This window comes from Streptomyces bullii (genome assembly GCF_042657145.1).
In the GTDB taxonomy this organism is placed as follows: Bacteria; Actinomycetota; Actinomycetes; order Streptomycetales; family Streptomycetaceae; genus Streptomyces; species Streptomyces bullii.
In genome coordinates, this window is record NZ_JBHSNY010000018.1 from 1 (window position 1) to 16,827 (window position 16,827).

Genomic DNA, 16,827 nt, shown 5'->3' on the forward strand with positions numbered 1-16,827 from the left:
CGAATGGCCGGAGACGGGGTATCAACATATCTGGCGTTGACTTTTGGCACGCTGTTGAGTTCTCAAGGAACGGACGCTTCCTTCGTACTCACCCTCTCGGGCTTTCCTCCGGGCGCTTCCCTTCGGTTTTTCCGACTCTATCAGATCCTTTCGGACCCGATTCCCGGTCGGCGGGATTTGCCTTTCGGCTGCCTTTCCAGGTCCCGCTTCCGCGTTTCCCTTTCCGGCGCTTCCGACTTTATCAGAGGTTCTGAGTCGGAATTTCCGCCCCCTCAGGGAACCGGATCCGGCGCACGAGGTGGCCGGGTTCCCGATCGAGCGGAGTTGTAAACGTACTGGAGCGGGGCGCCTCGATGCAAATCGAGGCGCCCCGCTCCCAGTTCGCGCGGACCAGGGTCCGACGGTCCGTCAGACCTCCACCACCACAGGCAGGATCATCGGCCTGCGCCGGTACGTGTCCGACACCCACTTGCCCAGCGTGCGGCGCACCAGCTGCTGGAGCTGGTGGGGCTCCACGATGCCCTCCTGGGCGGAGCGCTCGAGGGACTCGGTGATCTTGGGGATCACGTCGCCGAACGCGGAGTCCTCGATGCCGGAGCCGCGGGCCTGGATGTGCGGGCCGCCGGTGATCTTGCCGGTCGACGAGTCGATCACCACGAAGACCGAGATGATGCCCTCGTCGCCGAGGATCTTGCGGTCCTTCAGAGCCGGCTCACCGACGTCGCCGACGGAGAGGCCGTCGACGTACACGTATCCCGCCTGGACCTTCCCGGAGATCTTGGCCTTGCCCTCGACGAGGTCGACGGCCACGCCGTCCTCGGCGATGACGATGCGGTCGTGCGGGACGCCGGTCATGGCTCCCAGTTCGGCGTTGGCGCGCAGATGGCGCCATTCGCCGTGCACCGGCATCAGGTTCTTCGGGCGGCAGATGTTGTAGAAGTACAGCAGCTCGCCCGCTGACGCGTGGCCCGAGACGTGGACCTTCGCGTTGCCCTTGTGGACGACGTTCGCTCCCCAGCGGGTCAGGCCGTTGATCACCCGGTACACGGCGTTCTCGTTGCCGGGGATCAGCGACGACGCCAGGATCACCGTGTCGCCTTCGACGATACGGATCTGGTGGTCGCGGTTGGCCATCCGGGACAGGGCCGCCATCGGTTCGCCCTGCGAGCCCGTGCAGACCAGGACCACCTCGCTGTCGGGGAGGTCGTCCAGCGTCTTGACGTCCACCACCAGCCCTGGCGGGACCTTGAGGTATCCGAGGTCCCTCGCGATGCCCATGTTGCGGACCATCGAGCGGCCGACGAAGGCGACCCGGCGGCCGTACTCGTACGCCGCGTCCAGGATCTGCTGGATGCGGTGGACATGGCTGGCGAAGCTCGCCACGATGATGCGCTTGCGGGCACCGGCGAAGACCTGGCGCAGGACGTTGGAGATGTCCCGCTCGTGCGGTGTGAAGCCGGGGACCTCGGCGTTCGTGGAGTCGGACAGGAGGAGGTCGATGCCCTCCTCGCTCAGCCGTGCGAACGCGTGGAGGTCCGTGAGGCGGTTGTCCAGCGGCAGCTGGTCCATCTTGAAGTCGCCGGTGTGGACCACCATGCCCGCGGGGGTGCGGATGGCGACCGCCAGCGCGTCGGGGATGGAGTGGTTGACCGCGACGAACTCGCAGTCGAACGGGCCGATGCGCTCGCGGTGTCCCTCCGCCACCTCCAGGGTGTACGGGCGGATGCGGTGCTCCTGGAGCTTGGCCTCGATGAGGGCGAGGGTCAGCTTGGAGCCGATCAGCGGGATGTCGGCCTTCTCGCGCAGGAGGTAGGGGACGCCGCCGATGTGGTCCTCGTGACCGTGAGTGAGGACGATGCCCTCGATGTCGTCGAGGCGGTCCCTGATGGACGAGAAGTCCGGCAGGATCAGGTCGATTCCGGGCTGCTCCTCCTCCGGGAAGAGCACCCCGCAGTCGACGATCAGAAGGCGGCCGCCGTACTCGAAGACCGTCATGTTCCGGCCGATCTCGCCGAGGCCGCCGAGCGGTGTGACCCGCAGCCCGCCTTCGGGGAGCGGCGGGGGCGGGCTGAGTTCAGGATGCGGATGACTCAAAAGACTCTCCTCACCACACGCGCCACGTACCGGTAGGGCACGTGGCGCGCATGACGTTCGTGCAGAAGCAGTTGTCGTGTGGGGTGCGGGCACCGGTGGCCCGCGTATTCAGTTGTGGAGTTTCGTGCGCGAGCGGTCGCGCGAAGTCTTGGTGTTAAAGCTGTACCCCGCCTGCGGCGAGATCGAGCTTGAGCTGCTCGATCTCTTCCGGCGTGCACTCCACCATGGGGGCGCGCAGCGGACCGCCGGGCAGGCCCTTGAGGGCGAGCGCGGCCTTGGTGGTCATCACGCCCTGGGTGCGGAACATGCCGGTGTAGACCGGGAGCAGCTTCTGGTGGATCTCGGTCGCCTTCTGGACGTCGCCCGAGGCGTACGCCTCGACCAGGGCGCGCAGCTCGGGGGTGACCAGGTGGCCGACGACCGAGACGAAGCCGACCGCGCCCACCGACAGCAGGGGCAGGTTCAGCATGTCGTCGCCGGAGTACCAGGCGAGTCGCGAGCGCGCGATGGCCCAGCTCGCGCGGCCGAGGTCGCCCTTGGCATCCTTGTTGGCGACGATTCTGGGGTGCTGGGCGAGCCTGACGAGCGTCTCGGTGTTGATCGGGACGCCGCTGCGGCCGGGGATGTCGTACAGCATGACCGGCAGTTCCGTGGCGTCGGCGATGGCCGTGAAGTGCCGGTACAGGCCTTCCTGCGGGGGCTTGTTGTAGTAGGGGGTCACGACCAGGAGGCCGTGTGCGCCGACGCGCTCCGCCGCGCGGGCGAGCTCGATGCTGTGGTGGGTGTCGTTGGTGCCGACGCCGGCCACGACGTGGGCCCGGTCGCCGACCGCCTCCAGGACCGTTCGTACGAGATCCGCTTTCTCCGCGTCGCTGGTGGTCGGGGACTCGCCGGTGGTGCCGTTGATGATCAGGCCGTCGTTGCCTGCGTCCACCAGGTGCGTGGCGAGCCGCTGTGCGCCGTCGAGGTCGAGTGCGCCGTCCGCCGTGAAGGGCGTGACCATGGCGGTGAGGACCCGCCCGAAGGGGGTCTGCGGAGTGGAGGTCGGAGCCATGGGTTACACGCTACTCGTTGCTCAGGACGGGGTCTGCCCTAGGGCAGGCGACAAGTCATGACATGGGGGAGCCCGGCACTGCCTGCTCGGGGGTTCAAGCAGTGCCGGACCCGTTTGATCAGGCTAGATGAACTTCTCTAAATGCCGCAATACGGACACTTCGCAGGGCTGATGCGCACATGTGTCCCCGGCCGGCGAACGGGGTGCGTTACGGCGCCACACGCCCGTTGGCGTTGAAGGCTGCGTACGTGAGGGGCATGAGCCTGGCCCACTCGGCCTCCATCTTCTCCCCGACCATCTCGATCTCCCGCTGCGGGAAGGACGGGACCTTGGCCAGCTCGTGCTGCGTGCGCAGGCCGAGGAAGTGCATCAGCGAGCGGGCGTTGCAGGTGGCGTACATCGAGGAGTAGAGGCCGACGGGCAGGACCGATCGGGCGACCTCGCGGGCGACGCCGGCGGCGAGCATCTCGCGGTACGTCCGGTAGGCCTGGCGGTAGGACTCCTCCATCGCCTCACCGACCAGCTGGTGCTGCTCGGGGGTGCCCTCGACGAACTCGTACTTGCCCGGCCGTCCCTGCTGGACGAGCTTGCGGGAGGCGTCCGGCACGTAGAAGACGGGCTGCAGCTCGCGGTAGCGGCCCGACTCCTCGTTGTAGGACCAGCCCACGCGGTGCCGCATGAACTCACGGAACACGAAGATCGGGGCGCTGACGAAGAAGGTCATCGAGTTGTGCTCGAACGGGCTGCCGTGCCGGTCCCGCATCAGGTAGTTGATCAGGCCCTTCGAGCGCTCCGCATCCTTCTTGAGCTCGTCCAGGGACTGCTCCCCGAGGGTCGAGACACGCGCCGCGAACAGCACGTCGGAGTCCGTCGCGCTGTGTTTCACCAGCTCGACGGTGACATCGCTGCGCAGGTCGATCTTGAAGTCGTCGTCGGGCGTCTGGGTCACTGTTCGGAGGGCCTTCCCATCTCGTCGTCTTAGGGACGCCACTCTACGGCCCGCCCCGCCGGGGGCCGCCGTTCGGGGCTTTCGCGCCGCGCCGCCATGAAGTCGGTGAAACCGGGCACCTCTCGGGGAGTTCCTTCGTCTCTAAGGATGACAGTGGTCCGTTTCAACCCCAGAAGGGAGCCGCACACCCGATGTCCGGTCGGCGTGAACCCGTCCCGTTCGCCTTCCTCGTCGAAGCCGACAGGTTCCGCAGCAATGTCACTCCCCCGCCCCGCGCGCGGGCGTCCGCCGGTGAGATAGCGGGGCGCTGGCTGCTGGGCCTCACCATCATCGCCGCTCTCGTGGGCTCGCTGGTCGTCGGTATGCCCGCGCTGTCCCTCGATCACCCGGCCACGCAGACCCAGCAGTCACAGGCGTCCGAGAACCGCTGAGCCGCCCCGCGGCCGGTACCGACCCCGTCCGGACCCCCGACAGTGGTGACCGGGGACACAGATCGGTAGCCTCACCGGGCACAGCCCCTGCATGGATCGAGTGAGGACCAGTCGTGCCCCTGCCCTTCCTGACGGCCGACCGCGCTTTCGAGGGAGCGGACGATGTCCCGCTGCCGCACGACGACCGGGACCGCTGGCGGCGCCCGTACCGTCCAGGACCGTGGCGCGTGGGGGTGGGGGCGCTCGCGCTGCTGCTCGCCTCCTTCGTGCTGTTCGCGGCGGTGATCATCGCGGCGACGGCCCCGCCGGCGTCGGCCGCAGCGGTGTTCGGCATCGCGCTGATCGTCATCGTCGCCGCCCTGCGGCTGCTGCGCATGGGTGTGTGGGTCAGTGCCCGGGGGTTGCGTCGCGTGGGTCTGCTCAGCACGCGTACGGCGCCCTGGGAGCAGGTGGCCTCCGTGCGTACGGTGCAACAGCCGGTGCGCTGGCTGGGGCTGCCGCGGACGGTGCAGGGGCAGGCGCTGGTCCTCGTACGGCGTGACCGGTCGACGGGCGAGGTGCCGCCGCTGCTGACGACGCACAACGCGGACTTCCTCGCGCGGCCGGCGGCGTTCGACCGCGCGGCTGACACGATCGAGGCCTGGGCCGCGGAGCACAGCCCCGGGGCCGCACCGGTGCGCGGCTGAGCCCGGGTCCGGGTAGGGAGAACGGCAGGAAGGGGGCTGGTGCGCAGCGGTTGCGCACCAGCCCCCTTCGGTGCTCGGTCGGGGCGCCGCGTCGGGTGCGGCCCGGCTCTGTGAGGGCAGGGGCCCCGGGCGTACGGCGTGGGCTCGTCCGGGTGAGCTCAGACCTGGACCTGTTTGCCGTCGTGCAGGGCGATCGCGCGCTGCATCGCCTTGCGGGCGCGCGGGGTGTCGCGGGCGTCGTGGTAGGCGACGGCCAGGCGGAACCAGGTGCGCCAGTCGTCCGGCGCCGCCTCCGTCTCGGCCTTGCGCCTGGCGAAGACCTCGTCGGCCGAGTCCCGGTCGATACGGCCGCTGGGGGTGCGTTTCAGCTCGTCGACGGGCAGGCCGCCCTCGGCGTCGAGTTCGGCGGCGAGCTGGTTGGCCCTGCGGACGAACTCGGTGTTCTTCCACAGGAACCACAGGCCGATGACCGGCAGGATCAGCACCGCGACGCCGAAGGCGACGGTGAGGGGCGTGCCGGTCTGAATGAGCAGGACGCCGCGGCTGCCGACCAGGACGAAGTAGACGACCAGGACGGCGGCCGTGACGGCGTAGGAGATCTTCGCGCGCATGACCGCAGGGGGCTCAGTTCAGGTCCAGGAAGTGTTCCAGGCCGAAGGTGAGGCCCGGAGTGGTCACGACGCGGCGCACACCGAGCAGGATGCCCGGCATGAAGCTGCTGTGGTGGAGGGAGTCGTGGCGGACGGTGAGGGTCTCCCCCTCGCCGCCGAGCAGCACCTCCTGGTGGGCCAGCAGACCGCGCAGGCGGACCGCGTGGACCGGGACGCCGTCGACGTTCGCTCCGCGGGCGCCGTCCAGGGCGGTCACCGTGGCGTCCGGGGCGGGGGCGCTGCCCGCCTTGGCGCGCGCCTCGGCGATGAGCTGGGCGGTGCGCGTGGCGGTGCCGGAGGGGGCGTCGACCTTGTTCGGGTGGTGCAGTTCCACGACCTCGACGGATTCGAAGTAGGGCGCGGCGATCTGCGCGAACTTCATGGTGAGGACGGCCCCGATGGAGAAGTTCGGCGCGATGAGCACACCCGTCTCCGGGGACTGGTCCAGCCAGCCCTTCAGCTGCGCGAGGCGGTCGTCGGTCCAGCCCGTCGTACCGACGACCGCGTGGATGCCGTGGCGTACGCAGAAGTCGAGGTTGCCCATGACCGAGGCGGGGGTGGTCAGCTCGACCGCGACCTGGGCGCCGGTGTCGGCCAGCGTCTCCAGCTTGTCGCCTCGGCCGAGGGCGGCGACCAGTTCCATGTCGTCGGCGGCCTCGACCGCCCGTACCGCCTCGGATCCGATGCGGCCCTTCGCGCCGAGGACCGCCACGCGCAGCTTGCTCATCTCTCTTGCTTCCTTACCTCGGATGTACCGAAGACGGACGTCGTCAGGCGACGGCGTCGTGCAGCCGGGAGGCCTGCTTGTCCTTCAGCGGGCCGATGACCGACAGGGAGGGCCGGCGGCCCAGGACCTCACGGGCGACCGAGCGGACGTCGTCCGGTGTCACCGAGGCTATCCGGGCCAGCATGTCGTCGACGGACATCTGCTCGCCCCAGCACAGCTCGCTCTTGCCGATGCGGTTCATCAGCGCGCCGGTGTCCTCCAGGCCGAGGACCGTGGAGCCCTGCAGCTGGCCGACGGCCCGCTCCATCTCGTCGTCCGACAGTCCGTGCTCGGCGACGTGGTCGAGCTCGTCGCGGCAGATCTTCAGCACGTCGTGCACCTGCGAGGGGCGGCAGCCCGCGTACACGCCGAACAGTCCGCAGTCGGCGAACCCGGAGGTGTACGAGTACACGCTGTAGGCCAGGCCGCGCTTCTCGCGGACCTCCTGGAAGAGACGGGAGGACATGCCGCCGCCGAGCGCGGTGTTCAGCACGCCGAGGGCCCAGCGGCGCTCGTCCGTGCGGGACAGGCCCGGCATGCCGAGGACGACGTGCGCCTGCTCCGTCTTGCGGCCGACCAGGTCGACCCGGCCCGCCGTGCGGATGGCGCGGCTGCCGCCGCGCGGGGCGACGGGCTCGGCGTCGAGGTCGCGGAAGGCGCCCGCCTTCTCGAAGGCGGCACGGACCTGGCGTACGACCTTGCCGTGGTCGATGTTGCCGGCGCAGGCGACCACGAGGTGGGTCGGGTCGTAGTGCTTCTTGTAGAAGCGGCGGATGCGGTCGGCGGTGAGGGCGTTGACCGTGTCGACCGTGCCGAGGACCGGGCGGCCGAGGGGGTTGTCGCCGAACATCGTGTGCGCGAACAGGTCGTGCACGCAGTCGCCCGGGTCGTCCTCGGTCATGGCGATCTCTTCGAGGATGGCGCCGCGCTCGACGTCGACGTCCTCCTCCAGGATCTGGGAGTCCGTGAGCATGTCGCACACGACGTCGATGGCGAGCGGCAGGTCCGTGTCGAGCACGCGCGCGTAGTAGCACGTGTACTCCTTCGCCGTGAACGCGTTCATCTCGCCGCCGACCGCGTCGATGGCGGAGGAGATGTCCAGGGCGGACCTGCGGGTGGTGCCCTTGAAGAGCAGGTGCTCCAAGTAGTGCGTGGCGCCGTTCAGGGCCGGGGTCTCGTCGCGGGAGCCGACGTGCGCCCAGATGCCGAAGGTCGCCGAGCGGACCGAGGGCAGCGTTTCGGTGACGATGCGCAGGCCACCGGGGAGGGTGGTCTTGCGGACGGTGCCGATGCCGTTGGTGCCCTTGATCAGGGTTTGGGTACGGGCGACGGCCCGCGCCTCCGAGGAGGTGCGGGCCGTCGCCTTGAAGCCACGGGACGTCACTGGTCGGCGTCGTCCTTCTTCTCGTCGGCAGAACCTTCCTCGCCCTCGATCACGGGGACGAGGGAGAGCTTGCCGCGGGAGTCGATCTCGGCGATCTCGACCTGGACCTTCTGGCCCACGCCGAGCACGTCCTCGACGTTCTCCACGCGCTTGCCGCCGGCCAGCTTGCGGATCTGCGAGATGTGCAGCAGACCGTCCTTGCCGGGCAGCAGGGAGACGAACGCGCCGAAGGTGGTCGTCTTGACGACCGTACCGAGGTAGCGCTCGCCGACCTCGGGCATCGTCGGGTTGGCGATGCCGTTGATCGTGGCGCGGGCGGCCTCGGCGGAGGGGCCGTCGGCGGCACCGATGTAGATCGTGCCGTCGTCCTCGATGGTGATCTCGGCGCCCGTGTCCTCCTGGATCTGGTTGATCATCTTGCCCTTGGGGCCGATGACCTCACCGATCTTGTCGACCGGGATCTTGACGGTGATGATCCGCGGGGCGTGCGGGGACATCTCGTCGGGCCGGTCGATGGCCTCCATCATCACGTCGAGGATGTGGAGGCGGGCGTCACGGGCCTGCTTCAGGGCGGCGGCCAGGACGGAGGCCGGGATGCCGTCCAGCTTGGTGTCGAGCTGGAGGGCGGTCACGAACTCCTTGGTGCCGGCGACCTTGAAGTCCATGTCGCCGAAGGCGTCCTCCGCACCGAGGATGTCGGTGAGGGTGACGTAGTGCGTCTCGCCCTCGATCTCCTGGGAGATCAGGCCCATGGCGATACCGGCGACCGGGGCCTTGAGCGGCACACCGGCGTTCAGCAGCGACATGGTGGAGGCGCAGACCGAGCCCATGGACGTCGAGCCGTTGGAGCCGAGGGCCTCGGACACCTGACGGATCGCGTACGGGAACTCCTCACGGGTCGGCAGGACCGGGATCAGGGCGCGCTCGGCGAGGGCGCCGTGGCCGATCTCGCGGCGCTTCGGGGAGCCGACGCGGCCGGTCTCACCGGTGGAGTACGGCGGGAAGTTGTAGTTGTGCATGTAGCGCTTGCGGGTCACCGGCGAGAGGGTGTCCAGCTGCTGCTCCATGCGGAGCATGTTGAGGGTGGTGACGCCCAGGATCTGGGTCTCACCGCGCTCGAAAAGGGCCGAGCCGTGCACCCGCGGGATCGCCTCGACCTCGGCGGCCAGCGTGCGGATGTCGGTGACACCGCGGCCGTCGATGCGCTTCTTCTCCTTGATCACGCGCTCGCGGACCAGCTGCTTGGTGAGCGAGCGGTACGCGGCGGAGATCTCCTTCTCGCGGCCCTCGAACTCCGGCAGGAGCTTCTCGGCGGCGAGCTGCTTGACGCGGTCGAGCTCGGCCTCGCGCTCCTGCTTGCCGGCGATGGTGAGCGCCTGGGCGAGCTCGGGCTTGACGGCGGCGGTCAGCGCCTCGAACACGTCGTCCTGGTAGTCCAGGAAGATCGGGAACTCGGCGGTGGGCTTGGCGGCCTTGGCGGCGAGGTCCGACTGGGCCTTGCAGAGCACCTTGATGTAGGGCTTCGCGGCGTCCAGACCGGCGGCGACGACCTCCTCGGTGGGCGCCTCGGCGCCGCCCTCGACCAGCTTGATCGTCTTCTCGGTGGCCTCGGCCTCGACCATCATGATCGCGACGTCGCCGTCCTCCAGGACGCGGCCCGCGACGACCATGTCGAAGACGGCGTCCTCGAGCTCGGTGTGCGTCGGGAAGGCCACCCACTGGCCGCGGATCAGCGCGACGCGGACGCCGCCGATCGGGCCGGAGAAGGGCAGGCCGGCCAGCTGCGTGGACGCGGACGCGGCGTTGATCGCCACGACGTCGTACAGGTGGTCGGGGTTGAGCGCCATGATCGTGGCGACGACCTGGATCTCGTTGCGCAGGCCCTTCTTGAAGGACGGGCGCAGCGGGCGGTCGATGAGGCGGCAGGTGAGGATCGCGTCCTCGGAGGGCCGGCCCTCACGGCGGAAGAAGCTGCCGGGGATCTTGCCGGCGGCGTACATCCGCTCCTCGACGTCCACCGTCAGCGGGAAGAAGTCGAGCTGGTCCTTGGGGTTCTTGGAGGCGGTGGTGGCCGACAGCACCATGGTGTCGTCGTCCAGGTACGCCACGGCGGAGCCGGCGGCCTGCTTGGCCAGGCGGCCCGTCTCGAAGCGGATGGTGCGGGTACCGAAGGCGCCGTTGTCGATGACGGCCTCGGCGTAGTGGGTCTCGTTCTCCACTAGCGTTTTCTCCGTTACTTGTCGTCTTTCGTCCCTCCTCGCCCGCGTGGCGGGGGGACGGTGGCGGAGAAGCGCTCCGTCTGGTGCGGGCCGGTCTTCGATCGAAGCACCCGGGGCTCGTGCCCGGGGGCCACTACCGAGGACCGGCGGCGGCGAGGTGCGCTTCTCCTCGTTTTCTCGTCGTCCTGTGACGGTCGCCGGGATGACGTCCGTCGTGGTGACGGTCGTGGTGACCGTGGTGACGGTCGTGTCGACCTTCGTGTGACCACGTACCCGGTACAGGACCGGGTCATCACTGTGAGTCGTACCTATTGCGTTGTGCTACCACACTACAAAGCGTCAGTGACACTCCGCACGTACAGCAAAGGGAGCGGTCCCCCTTTCCCCAGGGAACCGCTCCCTTCACGGCGTCTTACTTGGCGCCCGCCGCGCCGCGGCGGATGCCGAGGCGGTCGACCAGCGCACGGAAGCGCTGGATGTCCTTCTTGGCGAGGTACTGCAGCAGCCGGCGGCGCTGACCGACCAGGATCAGCAGACCACGGCGGGAGTGGTGGTCGTGCTTGTGGGTCTTGAGGTGCTCGGTCAGGTCGGAGATCCGACGGGACAGCAGAGCGACCTGGACCTCGGGGGAGCCGGTGTCACCCTCCTTGGTACCGAACTCGGAGATGATCTGCTTCTTCGTAGCGGCGTCGAGCGACACGCGTACTCCTCATAGTCTGTGAATTGCCACCGAGTGCCCCCGGTCTTCTTCTCGGGGGATCTTCCGTGACTCGGAAGGCGGGGATCCGCTGGGCGCGGCCTCCAGAGCGATGGGCTCCGGGGGTGCGTACACGAACGGCCGTCAGCCAGGGTACCAGCCCGAACGTGGCCGGATTCCCGCTGGGCCGGCCGCCCCGGCCCGGGGACCTCAGATACCGCCGCGGACCCTGCTGTAGACGTCCAGGACGGCCAGGCAGATCGGGACCAGGGAGAGCAGCACGAGCGAGTCCGCGAGGTCCAGCATGCGGCCCCAGAAGGGAGAGAGCCCCTTCTGCGGCACGATCAGGGCGATGGCGATCAGGATCAGCACGACCACCGCGACCGTGGCGCCCAGCCACAGGGTCCGTACGTCGACCGGGCCGGAGTTGCCCTGGAGCAGTTCCCTGATGACGTCGGCCGGCGGCGAGATCGCGAGGCCGAGGACCAGCAGGGCGAGCGTGCCGACGCCGGCCACGAACAGGCAGCTGACCTGGGCCGTGTAGCGGAACAGGCGCGCCCGCAGCATCGCGGCGAGGCCGGTGCACAGGGCCAGCAGCTGGGCCCAGCCGCTGTCGCTGAAGCCGAGCACCGCGCCGCCCGCGCCGATGATCACGGCGGCACAGCCGCCGACCATTCCGAGCAGCAGTTCGTGGCCCCGGCTGGTCTGCGCGACGATGCGCTGGACGTCGATGGCCTCGACGTCCCGCTCGTGGCCCTCGCGGCGGGCCCTGGCGAGGTCCTCGGGGTTGCGGAAGCCGATCGGCAGCTTGGCGAAGCGGGCCGACCAGCCGGGCAGGAAGCCGACGACGGCCAGCGCGACGACGGCGGTGCCGGCGGCGATCTCCCGCGGCTCCGCCTCGGTGAGGACACCGCAGAAGACGGCGAGCGTGCCGATCCCGGCGGCCAGCGCCGCGGCAACGAACGGGGCGTCCCCCTGCGGCAGCAGCATGATCAGCACGACGGAGCAGAGCAGCACGGCGACGCAGCCGACGAGGAACTGGAGCCTGCCCGGGCCTTCGCCCGCGTCCTGGGGGATGACACCCGAGCCCGCGATGAGCGCGTGCGGCAGCGCCGAGACGCCGAGCGCGACGGCGGAGCCGCGGTCCTCGTACACCCGGGCCCGGACGCCGGCGAGCGACGTCAGGGCGAGTGCGGTCACTCCGGCGAGGATGCCCTGGAGGCCGTTCATGTCGTGCCGCACCGGGTCCGCGAACCAGAACACGAAGCCGAGCATGACCAGCAGCACCGACCCGGCGACGAGACCGGCCACCCGCATCAGGTTGTCGTTCCAGCTGCGGATGTCCTGCTTGACCGCCTGCGCGATCGCGTCGACCACGTCGTCGTGGACGGCCGGCGGCAGGGAGTCGGCGAAGGTCCGCAGCAGCAGTACCTCGCCGTCCCTGACCCGGTGCTCCAGCAACGAACGGCTCGCGTCGAGCACCTGGCCCTCGCGGGTCACGAGGTGGTAGCCGGCGGGGCTGGTGTCCGACTGCACCAGGCCCGAGAGCCTGACGATCTCAGGGAAGAGATCCTGGATCGGCAGGTCCTCCGGAAGCGCGACGTCGACACGACTGTCCGGCGCTGCGATGGTGATTCGGCAGAAACCTGTCGAAGTCCCCGTGCTCACCTGGTGTTTCCCCCTGCTAGACAAGACTGCTGCACGCCGCTCGTACGACGCGAAGCGCCACCTTATCCGCTGCCGCGCGGGGCACAGGGCCTGCCTCCCTCAATTCTCCCCGTACCCCCTTGGCATCTCCATCCTCCTGGCTCTCCCCGCATCAGGCGCATCAGTAGGATCGACGCCTACGCGAACGACGCCTACGCGAACGAGAACACGTCGCGGTACACGGGGGCGTCGGTGCCAGGACGTATCAATCGCGAAGGATGAGTGCATCGGTGAGCGTCGTCATCATCAAACGGCCGCCGCGGACAGTGCCCCCGGCCGTCCCGGACGGCGAGGTCAAACTCGAGACGCCGCCCGAGATTCCACGCGAGGGCGACGAGAGCATGCTGATGAACCTGCTGCCCATGATGGGCATGCTGGGTTCGGTCGGCTTCTTCTTCATGCCCAACCTGCCCTCCTACATGAGGGTGGTCGGCGGGCTGATGCTGGCCTCGACCCTGGCCATGGCCATCGCCCAGTTCGCCAAGTCCCGGCAGGGCGGCGGCGCCGGGATGGCCCAGGACCGGCGTGACTACTTCCGCTATCTGGAGCAGGTCCGCAAGGACGTGCACAAGACCGCCGAACTCCAGCGGAGCAGCCAGCTCTTCCAGCACCCCGACCCGGAGCAGCTGTGGGCGGTGGCGGCCGACAGCAAGCGTCTGTGGGAGCGCCGCCCGACGGACGCGGACTTCGCCTCCGTACGGATCGGCCGGGGCGTGCAGCAGCTCAACACCCCGCTCGTCGCCCCGGAGACGGCCCCGAAGGACGAGCTGGAGCCGCTCACCGCGGCGGCCATGAAGGCCTTCCTCGACGCGCACGGCAGTCTCCACGACCTGCCCGTCGCCGTCTCGCTGCGGGCCTTCTACCACGTGACGATCTGCGGCGAGACCGACACGGTCTACGGCAACGCCCGCTCGGCCCTTGCCCAGTTGGCGACGCTGCACTCGCCCGAGGACCTGGTGATCGCCGTGGTGGCGCACCCCTCCGCGGCGGCGGACTGGGACTGGATCAAGTGGCTGCCGCACAGCCAGCACCCGAAGTCCAAGGACGGAGCGGGCTCGGTACGGCTCCTCTTCGACGACCTCGGCGAGCTGGAGGAGGCGCTGGCGGACCAGCTCGACGACAGGCCCCGCTGGAACCGTGAGGCGAACCCGGTCTACGACCAGCCGCACCTGATCGTGGTGCTCGACGGCGGCACCGTGCCGCCGGACTCCGAACTCGCCAGCGCCGAGGGTCTCCAGGGCGTCACCTTCCTGGAGATCGCGCCCGGAGAACTGGAGGAGGAGCTGCGCGCGGGTCTGACGATCTACGCCAAGCCGGACCGGATGCGGCTGTTCGTCGGCCACGAGTCCGCCTACAGCGGCAAGCCGGACCTGCTGAACGCGGCCCAGGCCGAATCCCTGGCGCGGCAGCTCGCCCCCTTCCGGGTCGGCTCCGCGGAAGAGGGCGAGCCCCTCCTGTCCAACCTGGACTTCACCGACCTCATGGGCATCGGCGACGCCGGCTCCGTCGACGTCTCCCGCACCTGGCGTCCGCGCACCCTGCACGAGCGGCTGCGGGTGCCGATCGGTGTCGGCGAGAACGGCGAGCCGGTCATGCTCGACCTGAAGGAGGCCTCGCAGGAGGGCATGGGCCCGCACGGTCTGTGCGTCGGCGCGACCGGTTCCGGCAAGTCCGAGCTGCTGCGCACGCTGGTGCTGGGTCTGGCGGTCACGCACTCCTCGGAGACGCTGAACTTCATCCTCGCGGACTTCAAGGGCGGTGCGACCTTCGCCGGCATGGCGGACATGCCGCACACCGCGGCCGTCATCACCAACCTCGCCGACGACCTCACCCTCGTCGACCGTATGCGCGACGCGATCACGGGTGAGATGCAGCGCCGGCAGGAGCTGCTGCGTTCGGCGGGCAACTACGCCAACCTGCACGACTACGAGAAGGCGCGGGCCGCGGGCGCCGCGCTGGAGCCGATGGCCTCGCTGGTGATCGTGCTCGACGAGTTCTCCGAACTCCTCACCGCCAAGCCGGACTTCATCGACATGTTCATCCAGATCGGCCGTATCGGCCGTTCGCTGGGTGTGCACCTGCTGCTGGCCTCGCAGCGCCTGGAGGAGGGCAAGCTGCGCGGCCTGGACACCTATCTGTCGTACCGGATCGGTCTGCGGACCTTCTCCGCCGCCGAGTCCCGTACGGCGATCGGCGTCCCGGACGCCTACCACCTGCCGTCGATCCCCGGTTCCGGCTATCTGCGGTACGACACCGACACCATGGTCCGCTTCAAGGCGGCGTACGTGTCCGGGCCGTACCACGGCGAGGGCCCGTCCCGGGTCAGCCGCTCCACGCAGCTGCGGCCCGCCCTGTTCACGGCGGGCCATGTGGAGCTGCCCCCGCAGCCGGTCGTCCCGGAGCCGGAGGCCGACGACCAGGTCGACGACGCGCTCGCCGACACCGTCCTGGACGTCATCGTCAGCAAGATGATCAACCAGGGCCCGCCCGCCCACCAGGTGTGGCTGCCCCCGCTGGAGGAGGCGCCCTCCCTGGAGCAGCTGCTTCCGCAGCTCGCCGTCACCCAGGACCGCGGCCTGACCGCTCCCGACTACACGGCGCTCGGCCGGCTCAATGTGCCGGTCGGCATGGTGGACAAGCCGTTCGAGCAGCGGCGTGACGTGCTGTACCGGGACTTCTCCGGAGGTGCGGGGCACGGTCTGTTCGTCGGTGGTCCGCAGTCCGGCAAGTCGACGCTGCTGCGCTCGCTCATCTCGTCGTTCGCCCTCACCCACACTCCGTCCGAAGTGCAGTTCTACTGCCTGGACTTCGGTGGTGGCAGTCTGATCGCGATGGAGGAGCTGGCACACGTCGGCGGGGTCGCCAACCGTCTCGACGCCGAGAAGGTGCGCCGTACGGTCAGTGAGGTCGAGGGCATCCTCAACACGCGGGAGGAGTACTTCCGCGCCCACAACATCGACTCCATCCAGACCTACCGGCAGCGCAGGGCCGCCGGGCAGCTGCCCGACCAGCCCTGGGGTGACGTGTTCCTGGTCATCGACGGCTGGGCGACCTTCAAGACGGACTACGAGCTGCTGGAGTCCACCGTCACGGAGATCGCGACGCGCGGCCTCGGCTTCGGCGTGCACGTGATCCTGACCGCGAGCCGCTACACCGAAGTGCGGCCCGCCCTCAAGGACATGCTGCAGAATCGCATCGAGCTCAGGCTCGGCGACCCGACCGAGTCGGAGATCGACCGCAAGGTCGCACAGAACGTGCCGGCGAGCGTCCCGGGCCGCGGTCTGACCCAGGACAAGCTGCACTTCATGACCGCGCTGCCCCGGGTCGACGGCTCCTCGGCGACCGAGGACCTGTCCGAGGCCACGTCGATCCTCATCCGCGGCATCAACGACAACTGGCAGGGCAGCCACGCCCCCGCCGTCCGGCTGCTGCCCACCATGCTGCCGTCGGACCGGCTGCCCAAGGGCTTCGAGCACCCGGACCGCGGGGTCGCCATCGGCATCGACGAGTCGTCGCTGTCGCCGGTCTTCGTCGACTTCGAGACGGACCCGCTGTTCATCGTGTTCGGTGAGAGCGAGTCCGGTAAGTCCGCGCTGCTCAGGCTGCTCATCAAGCAGATCACCGAGCGCTACACGCCGGACCGGGCGAAGATCGTCATGGGTGACTACCGGCGCGCCCACCTGGAGGGCGTGTCCGAGACGCACCTGTCCCGGTACTGCGCGTCGGCGCCCGCCCTGACGGAGACGCTGGAGGGCCTGGCCGGTTCGATGAGCCGCCGTATGCCGGGCCCGGACGTCACGCCCGAGCAGCTGCGCAACCGCAGCTGGTACAGCAGCCCGGACGCGTTCGTCATCGTCGACGACTACGACCTGGTGGCGACCGGCATGAACCCGTTGTCCCCGCTCCTGGAGTACCTGCCGTTCGCCCGTGACATCGGTCTGCGCATCATCATCGCGCGCGCCTCGGGCGGTGCGAGCCGGTCGTTGTACGAGCCGGTGATGCAGCGCATGCGCGAGCTGGGCGCCCAGGGCGTGGTGCTCTCCGGCGACCGTACCGAGGGCGCGCTGCTGGGCAACATCACGCCGTCGCAACTGCCGCCCGGCCGTGGGTACTTCCACACGCGTCGGCGCGGTGGGCAGCTCATTCAGACGGGGTGGCTGCCGCCTCGGTTCTGAGGGCCCTGGTCCTGA

General features: G+C 69.4%; 12 protein-coding genes. 3 read left to right on the forward strand and 9 right to left on the reverse strand.

Annotated elements, in window-relative coordinates; translation table 11 throughout:
* Positions 1 to 408: 408 nt before the first annotated feature.
* From ACFPZJ_RS36850 to thyX, 3 genes are all read right to left on the reverse strand, one after another.
* Entirely contained in the window at positions 409 to 2,094 is a 1,686-nt protein-coding gene (locus ACFPZJ_RS36850) for a ribonuclease J (protein ID WP_381031015.1), read from the reverse strand.
* Positions 2,095 to 2,248: 154 nt separating this feature from the next.
* A complete protein-coding gene (gene dapA / locus ACFPZJ_RS36855; RefSeq protein WP_381031017.1) occupies positions 2,249 to 3,148 on the reverse strand; it encodes a 4-hydroxy-tetrahydrodipicolinate synthase in 900 nt (299 codons plus the stop codon).
* A 208-nt stretch (positions 3,149 to 3,356) separates the two neighbouring features.
* Positions 3,357 to 4,097 (reverse strand): FAD-dependent thymidylate synthase, encoded by a 741-nt coding sequence (gene thyX, locus ACFPZJ_RS36860; RefSeq protein WP_381031019.1) that lies wholly within the window; start codon positions 4,095 to 4,097, stop codon positions 3,357 to 3,359.
* Between the two features lie 191 nt (positions 4,098 to 4,288).
* Here thyX and ACFPZJ_RS36865 point away from each other — a divergent pair, with 191 nt between their 5' ends.
* Together ACFPZJ_RS36865 and ACFPZJ_RS36870 are read left to right on the forward strand one after the other, a co-directional pair.
* Positions 4,289 to 4,528: a hypothetical protein gene (locus ACFPZJ_RS36865; protein WP_381031020.1), complete on the forward strand. Its 240-nt coding sequence runs from the start codon at positions 4,289 to 4,291 to the stop codon at positions 4,526 to 4,528.
* A gap of 113 nt (positions 4,529 to 4,641) precedes the next feature.
* Entirely contained in the window at positions 4,642 to 5,214 is a 573-nt protein-coding gene (locus ACFPZJ_RS36870) for a PH domain-containing protein (protein ID WP_381031022.1), read from the forward strand.
* A gap of 158 nt (positions 5,215 to 5,372) precedes the next feature.
* Here the strand turns inward: ACFPZJ_RS36870 and ACFPZJ_RS36875 are convergent, their stop codons facing one another.
* The 6 genes from ACFPZJ_RS36875 to eccD form a co-directional block, all read right to left on the reverse strand.
* Positions 5,373 to 5,825, reverse strand: a complete 453-nt coding sequence (locus ACFPZJ_RS36875; RefSeq protein ID WP_381031024.1) for a tetratricopeptide repeat protein — start codon at positions 5,823 to 5,825, stop codon at positions 5,373 to 5,375.
* Positions 5,826 to 5,838: 13 nt separating this feature from the next.
* Positions 5,839 to 6,591, reverse strand: a complete 753-nt coding sequence (gene dapB, locus ACFPZJ_RS36880; protein WP_381031025.1) for a 4-hydroxy-tetrahydrodipicolinate reductase — start codon at positions 6,589 to 6,591, stop codon at positions 5,839 to 5,841.
* Between the two features lie 43 nt (positions 6,592 to 6,634).
* A complete protein-coding gene (locus tag ACFPZJ_RS36885) occupies positions 6,635 to 8,014 on the reverse strand; it encodes a M16 family metallopeptidase (protein ID WP_381031027.1) in 1,380 nt (459 codons plus the stop codon).
* The gene (locus ACFPZJ_RS36890; RefSeq protein ID WP_381031029.1) at positions 8,011 to 10,233 is read right to left on the reverse strand and encodes a polyribonucleotide nucleotidyltransferase; all 2,223 of its coding nucleotides are present in this window, start codon (positions 10,231 to 10,233) and stop codon (positions 8,011 to 8,013) included. Before ACFPZJ_RS36890 ends, ACFPZJ_RS36885 begins: the two co-directional genes overlap by 4 nt.
* 412 nt (positions 10,234 to 10,645) lie before the next feature.
* Positions 10,646 to 10,933 (reverse strand): 30S ribosomal protein S15, encoded by a 288-nt coding sequence (gene rpsO / locus ACFPZJ_RS36895; RefSeq protein ID WP_004982702.1) that lies wholly within the window; start codon positions 10,931 to 10,933, stop codon positions 10,646 to 10,648.
* 207 nt (positions 10,934 to 11,140) lie between these two features.
* Entirely contained in the window at positions 11,141 to 12,598 is a 1,458-nt protein-coding gene (gene eccD / locus ACFPZJ_RS36900) for a type VII secretion integral membrane protein EccD (RefSeq protein WP_381031031.1), read from the reverse strand.
* 269 nt (positions 12,599 to 12,867) lie between these two features.
* Here eccD and eccCa point away from each other — a divergent pair, with 269 nt between their 5' ends.
* Positions 12,868 to 16,812: a type VII secretion protein EccCa gene (eccCa, locus tag ACFPZJ_RS36905; RefSeq protein WP_381031033.1), complete on the forward strand. Its 3,945-nt coding sequence runs from the start codon at positions 12,868 to 12,870 to the stop codon at positions 16,810 to 16,812.
* Positions 16,813 to 16,827: the final 15 nt, after the last annotated feature.